Here is a 16,949-nt window from a genome sequence, read left to right on the forward strand (position 1 = left end):
ACTTTATTGCCATTGGTGCCATGTTGTTTTGGGCTTATTTTAGCTTTGTTGAAAACACAAGCACCGAGATGGATAGTGACAGCCACATCATTATTGATCAACAAGAGTTGGACCACCTCACAAGTTTGTGGAAGCTACAATGGAAAAAAGAACCACAAACAAAAGATTTAAAAGCGATCATTGATAATTATTTACGTCAAGAGGTGTTTTACCGAGAGGCTTTAAAGATCAAGTTAGACCATAATGATGCTATCATCCGCAAACGTTTGGCGCAAAAAATGGAAGCTGTTGCCAACGACTTAAGTACATTAATGTCTCCCCCAACAGAACAAGCTTTAATGGACTATTTCCAGTCTAATCAGAGTTTATTTATGTTGCCGCCAGCAGTGCAATTTGAGCAGGTGTTATTTTTATCAGACGAGCCAAATGTAGAGACAAGTATCTCACAGGTGTTAAAAACGCTTCAGCAAGGTGAACCTATTCCTGAGACACGCTCGCAAAAGCTTGCGGTCTCAAATAATTGGGAACTCACTCCGCAAAACATCATTGACAATTCGTTTGGAAAAAGCTTTCGAGAAGCGTTAAATACCGCGCCACTAAACACATGGTTTGGTCCTGTTGACTCGGGGTATGGTAAGCACCTAGTTAAAGTAGTTTATCGCCAAGACTCCACACTTCCAGATTTTGAACAGGTTAAAGAGTATGTCGCCCGCGAATATGAATACCAATCCGTTTTGCAAGCTCAGGACAAGATTTATAAAGACTTGCTTGAAAACTACACTGTGATGATAACCGCAGATATTCCCGATTTAACGCTAATTGAAGGGCTAGCAAACAACCAATGAAGCGGCTAATTAACCTAATCATGTTGGTAATGCTCGTTTCCTGCGGGGACACGATTGCCCATGAAATACGCCCCGCGTATTTACAAATTCAAGAAACTCAACCCACAGTTTACAATATAATGTGGAAGGTCCCTAGTAATGGCAACCGTGTTATTGATATACAACCAAAGTTCGATGAAAAGTTTACCCTCTCTTCTCTAGGCCATTACACTGCATTGGAGGGGTTTGTGGTGTATCGCTATACATTGAATGGAGAACACTCATTATCCGGCACAGGGGTATCAATAACTAACCTAGGTAGCACTACTATAGATACCTTGGTAACGGTCAAACTAATGGATGGAAGTTCGCACACGTTATTAATACAACCAAAACATAATTTTGTTAGAATACCAGCCACCCATTCATCCTGGAAAGTCGCTGTTACTTACGCGGTGTTAGGTATCGAGCATATTTTACTGGGTATTGATCATTTGTTATTTGTACTGGCGCTATTGTTGATAGTTAGGGGTTTTAAAACACTTATAAAAACAATCACAGCGTTCACAGTCGCACATTCAATTACACTCGCAGGTGTTGCACTAGGTTACTTTAGTTTACCGCCAACGCCTGTAGAAGTACTAATAGCGCTGAGTATTATGCTCGTCTGTGTTGAGGCGGTTCGCCAGCGCCGCGGGGTTAGCAGTATTGCTACGCAATGGCCTTGGCTAATCGCTTTTGCGTTTGGCTTACTACACGGATTTGGCTTTGCCGGAGCTATACTAGATATAGGATTACCACAAACCGATGCCCCAATAGCATTGTTATTTTTTAATGTAGGTGTGGAACTTGGACAAATAGCGTTTGTAGTTACCTTGTTGTGCATTGGAAATCTGGTGAAAAAAGTAAGGCTATTACCAAAACATGTAGCAATATCAGCTTCATATCTCATTGGCTCTCTCTCCTCTTTTTGGGTGTTTGAGCGACTATTTATAACCTTTCAGTAAACTGAGACTATTAGCGGCTTGGAAAAATCTATTGCTTTGTAAGTTAGATTTGTCACCAACTTTGGTTGCACTAAAACGTTCACAAAAATCATATTAATTAATCAGTAAAATAAACATTTTCTGTGCTTAAGTGATAGGTGCCGGTAATTCTCGAAAAGTGTACGCCTGCTGCAGTAATCGAATTCAAGGTCGAACGTGATTGGCTTTTGCAATTACATTCATGCTTGAATATCAATACACAATTACGAACGACGAGTCGTGAAACGTATAACCGTGAACGGCCGGCTAGGCCATGTCAAATCTTTAATCAAAAAAACTTGTTAAATCCACTTTAAAGCGAAAGAATTCCTCTTTATATTAGACTATCTATTTAGGCTGATTTCAGTCTTGTACGCCAAAAATACGCCAAAGAAGTGCTATTTACCCCAAAATAAGTTAAGGTTTTAACAGGTTAGTTAGTGTTTTGAACGAACAGGATTTTTGTAAGTGTCTGATAATAATAAAAATAACAAAATAGACTCAGTACTGTTTGTGTGTATGGGTAACATCTGTCGGTCACCAACGGCTGAAGCTGTTTTCAGGGCGAAAGCAAAAGCATATGGTATTGAGCTAGATATTGATTCAGCCGGTACCATAGGCTCGCATAAAGGCGAAGCCCCAGATGTTAGGGCACGGCGCGCTGCAGAAGCACGTGGCTATGATTTTTCAGGTATGCGGGCGCGTAAGGTAACGATAGAAGATTTCGATCGTTTTGCGTTAATTCTTGCCATGGACAATGACAATTATCACTACCTTTTTGATATGGCACCAAGTGAACACAAACACAAAGTACATCTTTTTTTACAATTTGCCGAACAGAGCGATGATATGGAAGTACCCGACCCGTATTACGGTGGTATTCGCGGTTTTGAATTGGTACTCGATTTGGTTGAGCAGGCGAGCGAAGGGTTACTCAGTCGCCTGTAAACACATGATGCGTCGTGTTAGTGGTAAATTTGTGACGGAGTGCAAGTAACCAAGAACTCGTCTATTGGTCCCATTGCAGCTGCTTGGCGCGTTGCAATACATCGAGTATTTGTTCACTTTGCGCTAAGTTAACACAGGCATCGGTAATGCTTTGGCCATACACCAACTGATCTTCTTTTCCAGCGATTACTTGCTGATTGCCTTCGACTAAGAAGCTTTCAATCATCACCCCAAAGATTTGCTCGTGGCCACTTGCCAATTGTTCGGCGATATCATTTGCGACAACCGCTTGGCGGGCGTGATTTTTACTCGAGTTACCGTGACTGCAATCAATCATCACACTCGGCGTGATCTGTGCTTGACGCAATTGTTGGCACGCAGCATCAACATGTGACTGCTGATAATTTGGCTGTTTGCCACCGCGTAAAATAATGTGCGCATAGGGATTGCCGGAGGTGCGATAAATACACATTTGTCCGGTTTTGTCGGGCGAGTACAATACGTGAGGAACGCTAGACGCCTTTATTGCATCGATGGCGATTTTGACATTGCCATCCGTGCCGTTTTTAAAACCGACTGGACACGATAAAGCCGATGCCAATTCGCGGTGCACTTGTGACTCAGTGGTACGAGCGCCGATCGCTCCCCAACTGATCAAGTCAGAAATATACTGACCGGTCACCATATCTAAAAACTCGGTTGCAGTAGGGAGGCCAAGCTTATTAATTTCCATTAATAAATTACGCGCTAGGTGTAGGCCCTTTTCAACGTTAAACGACTTATCGAGGTCAGGATCCGAGATAAGGCCTTTCCAACCGACGGTGGTACGCGGTTTTTCAAAGTAAACGCGCATCACAATGTACATTTCGTTGATGTACTTATCGCGAAGCGTTTTTAGGTGACGGGCATATTCTAACGCCGCATCGGTGTCGTGAATCGAACACGGACCAATAATCACCAACAAACGCTTGTCTTTACCGCTGATAATATTTTCGATAACAGAGCGAGATTCAATGATAGATTTGGCGCTTTCATCAGATAACGGGATATCGCGCGCAAGTTGAGCTGGCGATATTAAATGGTCAATAAGTGATGTGCGAAACTCGTCGGTTTTTATGGTCATGAAAACAAATCTAAGGGCGACAAAGAATAAAGACCGTAACTATACCAAAAATAGCAGCTATTTAAACTGTTTTAGCTGCTAAAACTTAGCTGGCTAATCAATAAAGCGTGCCGTATGCGACAATTTTAACCAATAGCGTTTGCAGTGTTGATTTTTGCTGTCCGGGTATTGGTTTGGCGCTCGCCTTTGTCTGTGTCGTATATGTTGTAACCCGTTAAGCCATACTTATCTAGATTAGTATTTGTAGCGGTGTAATCCGGCATCGGCAATGATTTTGGCAGAGATTTCTTCTACAGAAAACGCCGTTGTATTGATATAGTTGATGCGTTCTTTTTTATACAGCTTCTCAACTTCGCGTATTTCCATTCGACACTGGCGTAACGAAGAGTATTTTGAATTGGCGCGACGCCCATCGCGTATGTCGTGCAATCTTTCAGGGTCAATGGTCAAGCCAAACAGCTTCTTTTTGTGCTTGGCTAAAAACGGAGGTAGCTTTAGTTCGTCCATATCATCGTCGGTAAACGGGTAGTTTGCCGCTTTAATACCGTATTGCAATGCCAAGTACAGTGAAGAAGGGGTTTTGCCGGAGCGCGATACACCAACCAAAATCACGTCGGCGTGTTCATAATCGGTAACTTTACTGCCGTCATCGTTGGCAAGGGCAAAGTTTACCGCGTCAATGCGATAGTCATAACTGTTTTCGTGGATCGAGTGAGTGCGATGTGATTTTGGCTTGGCTGGAATACCGAGCTCTTGTTCTACTGGGCTGACAAAGTGCTCCAAAAAGTTGTAAATCACCGCATCACTGGAATCGATTATCTCGCGTGTTTCAGGTTTAACAAAGGTGTGAAACACAAACGGCTTTTCACCACTTTGCTTACTGACCAAATTGATCTGTTTTTTTACCTCAAGCGCTTTGTCAACGGTTTCAACAAATGGAATGGTGACGTGCTCAAACTCAATGGGAAATAAAGACAGTAAGGCGTGACCAAACACTTCGGAGGTGATGGCAGTGCCATCGGAAATATAAAAAGCTGTACGCATTTTGTTCTCAAATGGAAGTTGATATAAAAGTTTTCGTTATGGCTTTTAGTTTATCGTCTTAGTGTGTAAAATGTCCATGCAATTTAAGAAGCTAACAGCATAAGTTAGCTCTTAGTTATTACAATATGTTTATTCTTGTTAGGAGAGCAGTGTGCAAGAAAATGTACTTTGGTACCAGCACTTAGGTATGGCGGATGTTGATCGCGTTGGCGGTAAAAATGCATCTTTAGGTGAAATGATTTCGAACCTGGCAAATGTAGGAGTTCAGGTACCAGGAGGCTTTGCAACAACGGCTTATGCGTTTAATCACTTTTTAGAACAGTCGGGATTAAACGAGAAAATTTACGCCGAGTTAGACACTTTAGATGTCAGTGATATTCAAGCGCTAACTGCCAGTGGGGCGAAGATTAGACAATGGATCATCGACACCCCGTTTCATCCGCAAATGCAACAGGACATCGAAGAAGCTTACAATGAGCTAGCGGGTGGATATGGCGATGAAGTGTCGTTTGCTGTTCGTTCATCGGCTACCGCAGAAGACATGCCTGATGCGTCTTTTGCCGGTCAACAAGAAACGTTTTTAAACGTACGCGGTTTGGATGCGGTATTTACCGCCATTAAACACGTATTTGCATCACTGTTTAACGATCGCGCTATTTCGTATCGCGTTCACTCAGGTTACGACCACCGCGGTGTCGCCTTATCGGCCGGTATTCAACGTATGGTGCGCTCGGATAAAGCGTCTAGTGGGGTAATGTTTTCAATAGATACCGAATCTGGCTTTGACGACGTAGTATTTATCACATCGAGCTATGGTTTGGGGGAGATGGTGGTACAAGGCGCTGTAAATCCTGATGAGTTTTACGTTCACAAACCGACATTAGCGGCTGGTAGACCTGCCATATTGCGTCGCAATATCGGCTCAAAAGCCATTAAAATGATTTACTCAGACAATCAACAACACGGTAAGCAAGTTGAGATTGTTGACGTCGACATAGCGCAAAGCAATGCCTTTTCAATTACCGACAGTGAAATCGAAGAGCTAGCCAAGCAAGCGGTGATCATTGAACAACACTACGGTCGCCCAATGGATATTGAGTGGGCAAAAGACGGTTTAGACGGCAAGTTGTACATTGTTCAGGCTCGTCCTGAAACCGTGGTAAGTCGCGCTTCGGCAAATGTGATTGAACAGTTTCAGCTTGTCGACAAGTCAGCCGTTATTTGTGAAGGTCGTGCTATTGGTAACAAGATCGGCAAGGGCACAGTCAAGGTATTGTCGTCGATTGATGAAATGGACAAAGTGCAAGAAGGCGACGTGTTGGTTACCGATATGACGGATCCCGATTGGGAGCCTATTATGAAGCGCGCGTCAGCGATTGTCACCAATCGCGGTGGTCGAACGTGCCATGCTGCGATTATTGCTCGTGAAATGGGGATTCCTGCTGTGGTCGGTTGTGGCGATGCCACCGATAAAATTGCCGATGGCTCTGCGGTTACTGTATCCTGTGCTGAAGGTGACACCGGCTTTATTTATCAAGGTGAATTGGAGTATCAGGTGTCGACCTCGCAAGTCGATAATATGCCTGCCATTCCAATGAAAATAATGATGAATGTTGGCAACCCCGATCGCGCCTTTAGCTTTGCTCGTTTACCGCATGCTGGAGTAGGACTTGCCCGCGTTGAATTCGTGATCAACAAGATGATTGGTGTACATCCCAAGGCGCTACTTAATTTCGAAAACGAAGCGCCGTCATTACAACAAGAGATCAGCGATATCATCGCCGGTTATGACTCGCCAAAAGAGTTCTACATACAAAAGTTAACGGAAGGAATTGCGACGCTTGCTGCAGCGTTTGCGCCAGAGCGCGTTATCGTGCGCATGTCGGATTTCAAATCGAATGAATACGCCAACTTAGTCGGCGGCGATATTTATGAACCAGACGAAGAAAACCCAATGATTGGTTACCGCGGTGCATCGCGTTATATTTCCGATGATTTTCGCGAGTGTTTTGCGATGGAATGTGAGGCCATTAAACGCGTTCGCAACGACATGGGGCTAACCAATGTAGAAATCATGATCCCATTCGTGCGCACCGTTGACGAAGCTGAGCAGGTGATTGCTATCTTGGCTGAAAATGGCTTGCAGCGCGGTGAAAACCAATTGAAAGTGATTATGATGTGTGAACTTCCTTCAAATGCATTGCTCGCTGATCAATTCTTGGATCACTTTGATGGCTTTTCAATTGGTTCAAACGATTTGACCCAGCTAACCTTAGGTCTGGATCGAGACTCAGGATTAATTGCCCATTTATTTGATGAGCGCAATGAGGCGATCAAAGTGTTACTTCAAATGGCCATTAAAGCATGTAAAGCACGTGGTAAATACGTTGGTATTTGTGGTCAGGGACCTTCTGATCACAAAGACTTTGCCCATTGGTTGGTGGAACAGGGTATCGACTCTGTGTCACTTAACCCTGATACCGTTCTAGATACGTGGTTGTATTTAGCAGAGCAAAGTAATCACTAATATCGTCTGAACACTATCTTTGTCTATGCCAGTTAGCCTGTGAATAGGGTAACTGGCATTTTTTATTCTTGCCTTAGCTGTCCTTTATGTCGGTGACGAGTCGCAGTGCTAACCACGCACCATTTGTTGTACTAGCCGCGGTTGCTGGACAAGCCTAATATCGCTGTTGTTAAACCACCGCTATCGCTGCTTTTTATAAACGGCGTATATTCATGCACTTTGAGTGTCGAAAAATAACTCAAATCAACAATTACCCCCTTTAACCGGGTGGAAAAAGGCGCAAATTAACGGTTTAAACATTGTATTTATAACAATTATTTAGCATCATTAACGTTTGCCGTAACCAGATACAGAAAACCTATACATGTTACCTCGTTTAGCTATTACCGAAACCATTTCTCCGTTATATCAAGCGTATGTAAAAGCGCTTAAAAAAGCCGGTTTTACTGGCGATGTAGAGATATCGTATGCGTCCCGTTTAGCGGTTGCTACCGACAACAGTGTTTATCAACAATTACCGCAAGCGGTGATGCACCCGCGAACCGTGGAAGATGTTAAACTGATCAATCGGGTTGCCAGTGAAGCGCGCTTTAATGAGATAAAGTTCAGTGCCCGCGGTGGCGGAACTGGCACCAACGGTCAAAGTTTAACCCCTGGTATTGTGGTTGACATGTCGCGTCATATGAAACAAATCATCGAGGTAAACACCAATGAGCATTGGGTTAAAGTTCAAGCTGGCGTTGTTAAAGATCAGTTAAATGAATTTTTAAAGCCTCTTGGGTTCTTTTTCTCGCCAGATTTGTCGACCAGTAATCGGGCAACCATTGGCGGTATGATCAATACCGACGCTTCTGGTCAGGGGAGTTTGGTATACGGAAAAACATCCGAACACGTACTGGCGTTACGGTGTGTATTAGCCAATGGCAATGAGTTACACACACAAGCCAAAACCAAACAACAAGTCGAGGACATTATTGCCAAAGGCGACAACGAAGCGCAATTGTACGAGACAGCGTATTCGTCTTGTTTGCAAAACCGCGACCAAATCGTCGCCACGTTTCCTCGTTTAAATCGGTTTTTAACCGGCTATGACTTAGAGCATGTATTTAACGATGATTTATCACGTTTTGATTTAGGCCGTTTGATAACGGGCTCAGAAGGTACGCTGGCGATGGTCACCGAAGCGACCTTAAACATTACGCCAATTCCCAGTGTCAGAGCGTTAGTCAATATAAAATACGACAGTTTCGAATCGGCACTGCGACATGCGCCTGCACTCGTCAAGGCTAACGCCTTGTCGGTAGAAACCGTCGACAGTCGGGTGTTAAATTTAGCAAAATCTGACATTATTTGGCATTCTGTTGCCGATTTGATCACCGATGTGGCCAATCAACACATGGATGGACTGAACTTAGTTGAATTTGCCGGAGACAGTGAAGCAGAAATCGAACAAGCCATTGCCTCGCTAGAACAGTCTTTGAACAACAGTATTAGCGAGCAACAACACGGCGTTATCGGCTATCAATTGACCTATGATTTAGCCTCGATCAATCGTTTGTACGCGATGCGCAAAAAAGCCGTGGGTCTACTCGGTAATAGCAAGGACCAAGCAAAGCCGATCGCCTTTGCCGAAGACACGGCAGTACCACCTGAAAACTTAGCCGATTTTATTTTAGAGTTTCGTCAGTTATTAGATGGTTACCAATTGGATTACGGCATGTTCGGTCACGTCGATGCTGGGGTGTTACACGTTCGTCCAGCGCTTGATATGTGCGATCCGAAACAAGAACAAATCATGCGGGAGATCTCCGATCAAGTGGTTGCACTCACCTCAAAATACGGTGGCTTGATGTGGGGTGAACACGGTAAGGGTTATCGCAGTGAATACGGCATAGACTTTTTCGGCGAAACATTATTTACTGAACTTCGGCGTATCAAGGCGGCATTTGATCCACTGAACAAAATGAACCCTGGAAAAATTTGTACGCCACTAGCTTCAAACGAATCCTTAGTGTCGGTTGATGGTGTCAAACGCGGCTATTTCGATCGACAAATTCCGATCGCCGTACGTGAGACACTTCCTTCTGTGACCAATTGCAATGGCAATGGCTTGTGCTTTAACTTTGATCCCAAGTCGCCGATGTGCCCATCGAGCAAAATTACCTCTGATAGACGCCACTCACCAAAAGGCCGCGCGGGATTAATGAGAGAATGGTTGCGGTTACTCAGTGAGCAAAATGTCGATTTTAACGATCTGAGTAAGCAAGATCAGGGCTTTAGTGTTAAATCACTGGCGCTAAAAACCGTGCATACACTGCAAGGAAAATTGTTAACCGATGATTTTTCGCATGAAGTTATGGACGCGATGAGTGGGTGTTTGGCCTGTAAAGCCTGTGCCAGCCAGTGTCCGGTAAAGGTCGATGTACCTGAATTCAAAGCGCAGTTTACGCAGGTGTATTACTCGAGATATTTACGGCCAATGAAAGATCACGTAGTCGCCAATATTGAGCGAATCGCCCCGAAACTAGCCAACATCCCTCGCGTGGCCAATTTAGCCATTGATAATCGGTTGTTTGCGCTATTTTCCAAACAGGTGCTCGGTTACGTCGATACGCCACTTTTGTCGGTACCAACACTGTCTCAGCAATTACAACGGGAAACGTATAAACGCTTTGACCTCAGTCAGTTAGCGGCGTTAAGCGAACGCGAGCGAGAGGGGATAGTGGTCGTCGTTCAAGACCCGTTTACCAGTTTTTACGATGCCAATGTGGTCAGTGACTTTATGGCATTAATCAAACGTTTGGGCTTTAGCCCGGTGTTATTACCGTTTATGCCAAATGGTAAACCACAACACGTTAAAGGCTTTTTACAGAAATTTGCGTCGACAGCAAAAGACAGTGCCGCTTTGCTGAGCCAACTTGCCGATCTCAATATCACCATGGTTGGTTGTGATGCATCGATGGTGCTGTGTTATCGCGATGAGTACAAGCAGGTGTTAGCGGACCAAGAGACGCAATTTTCGGTGTTGTTAGCCCACGAATGGTTATCTTTGATGATTGACTCGCCGCAACGACAGTTCAAGGTGAAAGCGCAGCCTAGTGATACAACCTATCAATTGTTCAGTCACTGTACTGAGAAAACCGCATTGCCGTCGAGTGAACAACAATGGCAAACAATATTTAAATATTTTGGCCTTAAGCTAATGTCTGTCTCTGTTGGTTGTTGCGGTATGGCGGGAACCTACGGTCATGAGAAAAGCCATTATCAACGGTCAAAAGGGTTATACCAGCTCAGTTGGCAGCAACCGATAGAAGCGGGGGTGGAGCAATATCAACTGGCTACTGGTTTTTCGTGTCGCTCGCAAGTAAAGCGTTTCGGTCAAAAGCGCCTTCGTCATCCATTGCAAGCACTGTTAACCCACCTTGAGCCATAATAAAAAAGGTTGCCACCTGAAAACGGTGTGCAACCTTTTATTTATTCAACAGGCCGTCAATTTAAACCCTAAGGTAAACGGCAAGTTTGGCCTTATTGGTGTCCGTTGGCAATAATTTCTCTGGCCATGGCGTCTGCCACTTCACCTGTAGGCTTGTTTAGCTCACCGGCTTTTTCAAACACATTCATCAGAGTGTGGTAAATATTCTCAACCAGTCGAGTCGCTTCGTCTTTACAATACGGCTCAGGGTAAATCTCAAGCGCGACATTGATAATACCACCGGCGTTAATGACATAATCTGGTGCGTACAAAATACCCTTGTCTTTTAGTACTTGGTCATGACGAACTTCGGCTAATTGATTGTTGGCACAGCCAGCAATAATCACTGCTTTTAATTGCGCAATGGTCTCGTCGTTAATACTCGCGCCAAGCGCACACGGGGCAAAAACGTCAACGTCTTGAGAATATATTTCATTTAATGCAACAACTTCGGCATTGAGTTCGCGCTGCGCTTTGGCCAATATATCTTGATTAATATCGGTAACCACCAAACTCGCACCCGCGGCGTGAAGTTTTTCACACAGTGAATAGCCAACACTGCCCAAACCTTGTACGGCAACGCGAATACCCGATAAGTCATCTTTGTTTAGCTTGTATTTTACCGCCGCTTTAATACCTAAAAATGTACCTAGTGCGGTAAATGGACCTGGGTTACCACTTTTACCTTCTAAGCCTGAGACATAGTCAGTTTGGGTGTTAACAATGGCCATGTCCGCAGTGGTGATGTTGACATCTTCAGCGGTAATGTAACGGCCTTGGATGCGTTCGACCGCTCGACCAAAGGCTTCAAAAAGGGCTTGTGATTTAAGCTTTTGCGGGTTACCAATAATAACCGCTTTACCACCACCTAGCTTAAGTCCGGCCATTGCATTTTTGTAAGTCATGCCTTTTGATAGACGCAGCACATCTTTAAGCGCGTCTTGTTCGTTTTCATAGTCCCAAAAACGACAACCACCGGCCGCAGGGCCAAGATTGGTATTATGTACGGCAATAATGGCTCTTAAACCAGTTTCTTGATCTGAACAGTAAATGACTTGCTCGTGATGATCAAAATCGCTTAGGTTAAATACCGACACAGTGTTCTCCCAATGTGTTTATTATATTTTACTCAGTAAGCGTTATTTGCTCGCTGAATATCGCTGATAAAATTTAGCGCAAACATACCATTTTAACGCGTCAGACTCTACGCTTTGCCGATAATTTTTGTCTAAAAAAGCCAATATTTTACTGCGAGTGTTGAGCCTCGCCTGAATTTTGTTCAATTGTAACAATAAAGCTTGTTTTTAGGTGGCAATTCTGCGAAATTGAGGCGTGTCGATAATGGGAGATGTATTATGACAAATGAAAATGAATACAGTGCGATGAGTGAACAACAACGCGCTGAATGGGTGAGAGAACAATACCAAAAAGCCACCAAATATTTAGCAGAAAAGGGCATTGTTACCGAGAGTGTTGCACCGGAATCAAGTCGCTATTTACCACCGATTGTGTCGGTTTGGAAGTTGCGCACCATCAACCAAGACAAAGTTTGGGTGATCAGTGGAGACGTGCCTTGCGATCATATCCACGCAGATTCAGAGAGTAATGTTCGCGATGCACTGCGCAACTTTTCAATGAAGTGGCAGATGCAGGCTGAAGCCATACGCCAATCGGCAAAAGACAAGAGTCAACTTGCATTCGCAGCCTATCTAGTGTCGCGTGCAGAAGGTTTATATCAGTTATTTGAAAACGATAAATTCTGGACTGAGACAACTGTATAAACGCGTTTGCGCCTAATCGCACAGTGGCAGGTCAAGTCATCCTTGGTGATGGTATATACTAGCCAATACGTCCGCCACGTATTGGCTTTTTAGTGTGATAAATAAAAGCGTTTAAAATCAATTTCAACTAGATCACAACACATTCGTTGGCGCGGCAAACCCGCTTCCATAAACACATCACCGATACTGATGAAATTATGCCGGGTAAAATAATCAACCGCATCTAATGAGCTATTAATAAACACTTGCTTTAGTTGGTTGCGGTGTGCAATTGACAACAGGGCTTGGATAACGTCTTTGCCGATCGGTGATTTGCGCTGTGACATGACCACACAAATTCGCGATATTTCACCGTGTTTGGTGATACGTCCTGTCGCTAAAGGCTCTTTAGTGGATTTGTCGGTTACTAATACGTGAAAGGCTTCTTGATCGAGGCTGTCAAATTCGACATGTGGCGGAATACGGTGCTCGCAAACGAACACTTTTTCACGCACCGCCTTTAGCTGGCGTTTGGCTTGTTGCCAACTCACTTCACTAATGTGGTAACTCATTACCTTACCCAGACCGTCATATTATCTGACAAACGCCATGTTCGTAAAAAAGTTTGCTGAATGACGCAGCACCTTCGCTACAGAACTGACCGTATGCAGGTTCTCGTTAGGGTTTTGGGTTAACGCTGAGATTACTTTACAACGTTAGATCACATCATCACCAAACCAATAGCGCTAATAGCAGGCACAAAGCAGTCTATTCAGCGCTAAAGCTCAAATTTCAAACACAGCTGTGCTATTCGAAAGTCCAAAGCCCCTTATTAATAACCTTAGCTAACAGTTGCTGGCATTTCAAACATTGTCGGTAGCTTTCGATGATTGCATAATCGATAGGAACTTTTTGAGCCAAGGTGTTGGCTAATTCAAGGCAGTGTTGACTGATCTCAAACGACTCGCCATTGGCGTATAGTGTTGGGTGGCTCAGATCAGTAACAACTAAGCATTTAAGACCTAAAACTGGCGATAATACCTCGCCTTCGGCCAAGATTTGCTCAATCGTCTGAAAATCTAATTCTTGTGTCGGAATCAACAAGTTAAGAGTGTGATGTACTTGCGTTAATTGTTTGCCTAGGAAGTCGACCAGTAATTCTGGTTGGTTAAAACAACTGTTCATTACCTCGGTCAATAAGGCAATATCATGACTCTCTAGTGTATGTGGCTTCTTAGTCACACGACGGGCACTGTCGTTGAAGCGTTGTTCAAATAATTGATTATCGAGTAGGTAATCAGCAAAGCCTGAGATCAACTCTTGTGGATTGGGTGCTTGAAATCCAATCGAATAATTTAATGAATTGTCTATTGCAATGCCATCGTGTGGATGGTTGGGTGGAATATACAATAAATCACCTGGTTCGGTAATGACATCGATGATCGCTTGAAAGTCACTTACTTGCTTTAAATCTTCGTGCGGTAACAGTTGCTCTAGCGCTTGATCAGGCTTACCAACCCGCCAGTGGCGTTTACCTTGTCCTTGAATGATAAAAACGTCGTATTGATCTAGGTGCGGGCCAACACCACCACCAGGGGTTGAAAAACTAACCATGACATCGTCAATACGCCAGTTAGGAATAAACTGGAACGGTGTGATCAACGCATCGACACCCTCAAACCAATTGTTGACGGCTTGTACTAGCAAGGTCCAATTGTTTTCACCAAATTCACTATAGTCAGTAAAGGGGCCGTGTTTCACATCCCATTGACTGTTGTTATTGCTGACAATGCGCGATTCGATAAAATCTTCCATTGCCAGTCCAGCAAGTTCATCGGCCTCAATCGGATCAACGAAATCAGCAAATGCGGCCTTGATGATCAGCGGTTGCTTCTGCCAGTATTTTTCAAGGAATAGCTCAGGGGTAAGGTCGTTTAAATGTATTTTCATAACAATAAGGTAAACAAGAGTTTGTTGGCTATTATAGCGGTGTCTTGCAGAGCTATCACCTTTGAACTCGCTATTTGTGTTAAAACCGACCGAGTATCTCGGTAAATACCATAACAGGCACTGAGTAGGGCGACGACTAGTAACGTGACTCAACGCTAGGGTTTGTCGCATATGATAAATCGATTGGTGTTCACGCTTATCTGTTTAGCCAGATAAAAAAGGCCCAGCTATGAGCTGAGCCTTGCGCTGTTAAATCAGACGAGATTACATTTCGGCAATAAACTCAATTGCACGACCGATGTAGCTGGCTGGCGTTAACTTTTTCAGCTCGTCTTTCGCGTCTTGTGGCATATCTAAGGTATCGATAAACGCACGCATAGAGTCAGCGTCAACACGCTTACCACGAGTGAGTTCTTTTAGCTTCTCGTATGGCTTTTCGATACCGTACCGACGCATTACCGTTTGAATTGGCTCAGCTAATAGCTCCCAGTTTTGGTCTAGTTCAGTCGCTAATGACTGCTCGTTAACCTCTAACTTGCTGATACCTTTTAACGTTGCTTGGTAAGAAATAAGCGAGTGCGCAAAACCAACACCTAGGTTGCGAAGTACTGTTGAGTCAGTAAGGTCACGTTGCCAGCGAGAAACCGGTAGCTTTTGCGCTAAGTGAGCGAATAGGGCGTTGGCAATGCCTAAGTTGCCTTCTGAGTTTTCAAAGTCAATTGGGTTTACTTTGTGTGGCATGGTTGATGAGCCGATTTCACCTGCAACCGTTTTTTGTTTGAAGTGACCTAGAGCGATGTATGCCCAGATATCGCGATCAAAATCGATTAAGATGGTGTTAAAGCGCGCAACCGCGTCAAATAATTCTGCGATGTAATCGTGTGGCTCGATTTGAGTGGTAAACGCATTCCACGTGATACCTAGTGACGTTACGAAAGACTCAGAGAATTGGTGCCAGTTTACCTCTGGGTATGCTGACAAATGCGCATTGTAGTTACCTACAGCGCCATTAATTTTACCGAGTAATTCAACGTTCGCAATTTGGTTGCGTTGACGTAATAAACGCACGTATACGTTAGCCATTTCTTTACCCATGGTGGTTGGGCTAGCCGGCTGACCGTGGGTACGTGCCATCATAGGAATCGATTGATATTCAAACGCTAGGTTTTTAACGGCCGCTAGCACTTCGTCCATCGCGGGTAAAATGACTTGCTCGCGTGCTTCTTTAAGCATTAATGCGTGAGAAAGGTTGTTGATATCTTCCGATGTACAAGCAAAGTGAATGAATTCAGATACAGCCGCTAACTCAGCGTTATCCGCTACTTTTTCTTTTAGCAAATATTCAACAGCTTTTACATCGTGGTTAGTCGTTGCTTCAATCTCTTTTACACGCGCAGCGTCTTGTTCAGAGAAATCATTGACAATGGCGTCAAGAACGGCATTTGCTTCGTCAGAAAACGCAGGTACCTCGGCAATTTCAGCCGTTGCAGCAAGTTTTTGTAACCAGCGAACTTCAACGGTTACACGGTATTTTATCAAGCCAAATTCACTGAAAATAGGGCGTAAGGCTTTTACTTTGCTACCGTAACGACCGTCAACCGGCGAAATAGCACTAATGCTTGAAAGTTCCATAGAATGTCCCAAAAAATTAAGGTTTGTTTTTTAATAATTGTTGAGCAGCCGCAACGAATTTGCGCCGCCCGAATAAAATGTTTCTGCGTTTACCGCCCAACTGACGCCATAACACAGCGCTGCGAATGCCTGCTAATAACAGCGCGCGAATGCGGTTTTGATTACCGACTTGCTTCAAGATGTTTGGTTCGCCGGCAATTTGGATACGAGGAGCAAGCGGGCTAATCAAATCAGTGTAAATACTGGCAAAGCTATTGAGCATGGTGTCGCTATTAATATCGTAATGCTGCATTTGACGTTGGCATTGTTCAATGCGCTTGCCGAGTTCAGCCATCGCCTTTGGCTTATTGTGTAAGCGACGTTCCAAGTTGAGCAAAGCGACGATGTAACGGGTCAATTCGGCATCTTTGGCTGCAGCAGTATCACCCAACTGTTGAACGATTAATGACAAACCGTCATGTAGATTGCCTACCTCACCGCCGTATACGTCAACCGCGTCGCTTGGTGAGGTATTGACAATACTGTTTAACATGATGACAAATTGTTGTTCATCAAGCTGATTCTTTCGCGCAATTCCTTGCACCATTTGTGTACACTGACAAATACCAGCAAATGATAATGACTGTTGTTCAATACTCATAATC

The 16,949-nt window shown here is 44.0% G+C and carries 13 protein-coding genes; 6 read left to right on the forward strand and 7 right to left on the reverse strand.

What is annotated here, in order from left to right; genetic code table 11:
• The first annotated feature begins 68 nt into the window (after window positions 1-68).
• From ACAY30_RS06770 to ACAY30_RS06780, 3 genes are all read left to right on the forward strand, one after another.
• A complete protein-coding gene (locus ACAY30_RS06770) occupies window positions 69-845 on the forward strand; it encodes a peptidyl-prolyl cis-trans isomerase (protein WP_290250280.1) in 777 nt (258 codons plus the stop codon).
• Entirely contained in the window at window positions 842-1,831 is a 990-nt protein-coding gene (locus ACAY30_RS06775) for a HupE/UreJ family protein (protein ID WP_290250281.1), read from the forward strand. Before ACAY30_RS06770 ends, ACAY30_RS06775 begins: the two co-directional genes overlap by 4 nt.
• A 486-nt stretch (window positions 1,832-2,317) precedes the next feature.
• Window positions 2,318-2,797: a low molecular weight protein-tyrosine-phosphatase gene (locus tag ACAY30_RS06780; protein ID WP_290250282.1), complete on the forward strand. Its 480-nt coding sequence runs from the start codon at window positions 2,318-2,320 to the stop codon at window positions 2,795-2,797.
• Between the two features lie 61 nt (window positions 2,798-2,858).
• Here ACAY30_RS06780 and ACAY30_RS06785 read toward each other — a convergent pair whose 3' ends face one another.
• Both ACAY30_RS06785 and ACAY30_RS06790 read right to left on the reverse strand, forming a co-directional pair.
• Entirely contained in the window at window positions 2,859-3,920 is a 1,062-nt protein-coding gene (locus tag ACAY30_RS06785) for a 3-deoxy-7-phosphoheptulonate synthase (RefSeq protein ID WP_290250283.1), read from the reverse strand.
• A gap of 234 nt (window positions 3,921-4,154) precedes the next feature.
• Window positions 4,155-4,964, reverse strand: a complete 810-nt coding sequence (locus ACAY30_RS06790) for a pyruvate, water dikinase regulatory protein (protein ID WP_290250284.1) — start codon at window positions 4,962-4,964, stop codon at window positions 4,155-4,157.
• Between the two features lie 151 nt (window positions 4,965-5,115).
• On the opposite strand from ACAY30_RS06790, the gene ppsA reads away from it, so the two are divergent.
• Window positions 5,116-7,491, forward strand: a complete 2,376-nt coding sequence (gene ppsA, locus ACAY30_RS06795; RefSeq protein ID WP_290250285.1) for a phosphoenolpyruvate synthase — start codon at window positions 5,116-5,118, stop codon at window positions 7,489-7,491.
• A 364-nt stretch (window positions 7,492-7,855) separates the two neighbouring features.
• Window positions 7,856-10,924 (forward strand): FAD-binding and (Fe-S)-binding domain-containing protein, encoded by a 3,069-nt coding sequence (locus tag ACAY30_RS06800; RefSeq protein ID WP_290250286.1) that lies wholly within the window; start codon window positions 7,856-7,858, stop codon window positions 10,922-10,924.
• Window positions 10,925-11,016: 92 nt separating this feature from the next.
• Here ACAY30_RS06800 and ACAY30_RS06805 read toward each other — a convergent pair whose 3' ends face one another.
• Window positions 11,017-12,060 carry a Glu/Leu/Phe/Val dehydrogenase gene (locus ACAY30_RS06805; protein ID WP_290250287.1) on the reverse strand — a complete coding sequence of 348 codons (1,044 nt, stop codon included), beginning with the start codon at window positions 12,058-12,060 and terminating at the stop codon, window positions 11,017-11,019.
• A gap of 258 nt (window positions 12,061-12,318) precedes the next feature.
• On the opposite strand from ACAY30_RS06805, the gene ACAY30_RS06810 reads away from it, so the two are divergent.
• Window positions 12,319-12,744 (forward strand): DUF4826 family protein, encoded by a 426-nt coding sequence (locus ACAY30_RS06810; protein WP_290250288.1) that lies wholly within the window; start codon window positions 12,319-12,321, stop codon window positions 12,742-12,744.
• Between the two features lie 89 nt (window positions 12,745-12,833).
• On the opposite strand, the gene ACAY30_RS06815 is transcribed toward ACAY30_RS06810, so the two are convergent.
• From ACAY30_RS06815 to hflD, 4 genes are all read right to left on the reverse strand, one after another.
• Window positions 12,834-13,295: a GNAT family N-acetyltransferase gene (locus ACAY30_RS06815; RefSeq protein WP_290250289.1), complete on the reverse strand. Its 462-nt coding sequence runs from the start codon at window positions 13,293-13,295 to the stop codon at window positions 12,834-12,836.
• Window positions 13,296-13,530: 235 nt separating this feature from the next.
• Window positions 13,531-14,673: a cupin domain-containing protein gene (locus ACAY30_RS06820; protein WP_290250290.1), complete on the reverse strand. Its 1,143-nt coding sequence runs from the start codon at window positions 14,671-14,673 to the stop codon at window positions 13,531-13,533.
• A gap of 264 nt (window positions 14,674-14,937) precedes the next feature.
• Entirely contained in the window at window positions 14,938-16,305 is a 1,368-nt protein-coding gene (gene purB, locus ACAY30_RS06825; RefSeq protein WP_290250291.1) for an adenylosuccinate lyase, read from the reverse strand.
• 16 nt (window positions 16,306-16,321) lie between these two features.
• Window positions 16,322-16,945 (reverse strand): high frequency lysogenization protein HflD, encoded by a 624-nt coding sequence (gene hflD, locus ACAY30_RS06830; protein ID WP_290250292.1) that lies wholly within the window; start codon window positions 16,943-16,945, stop codon window positions 16,322-16,324.
• Between the last annotated feature and the right edge of the window lie 4 nt (window positions 16,946-16,949).

The sequence above is a fragment of the Thalassotalea ponticola genome (assembly GCF_041379045.1).
Taxonomy (GTDB): Bacteria; Pseudomonadota; Gammaproteobacteria; order Enterobacterales; family Alteromonadaceae; genus Thalassotalea_A; species Thalassotalea_A ponticola.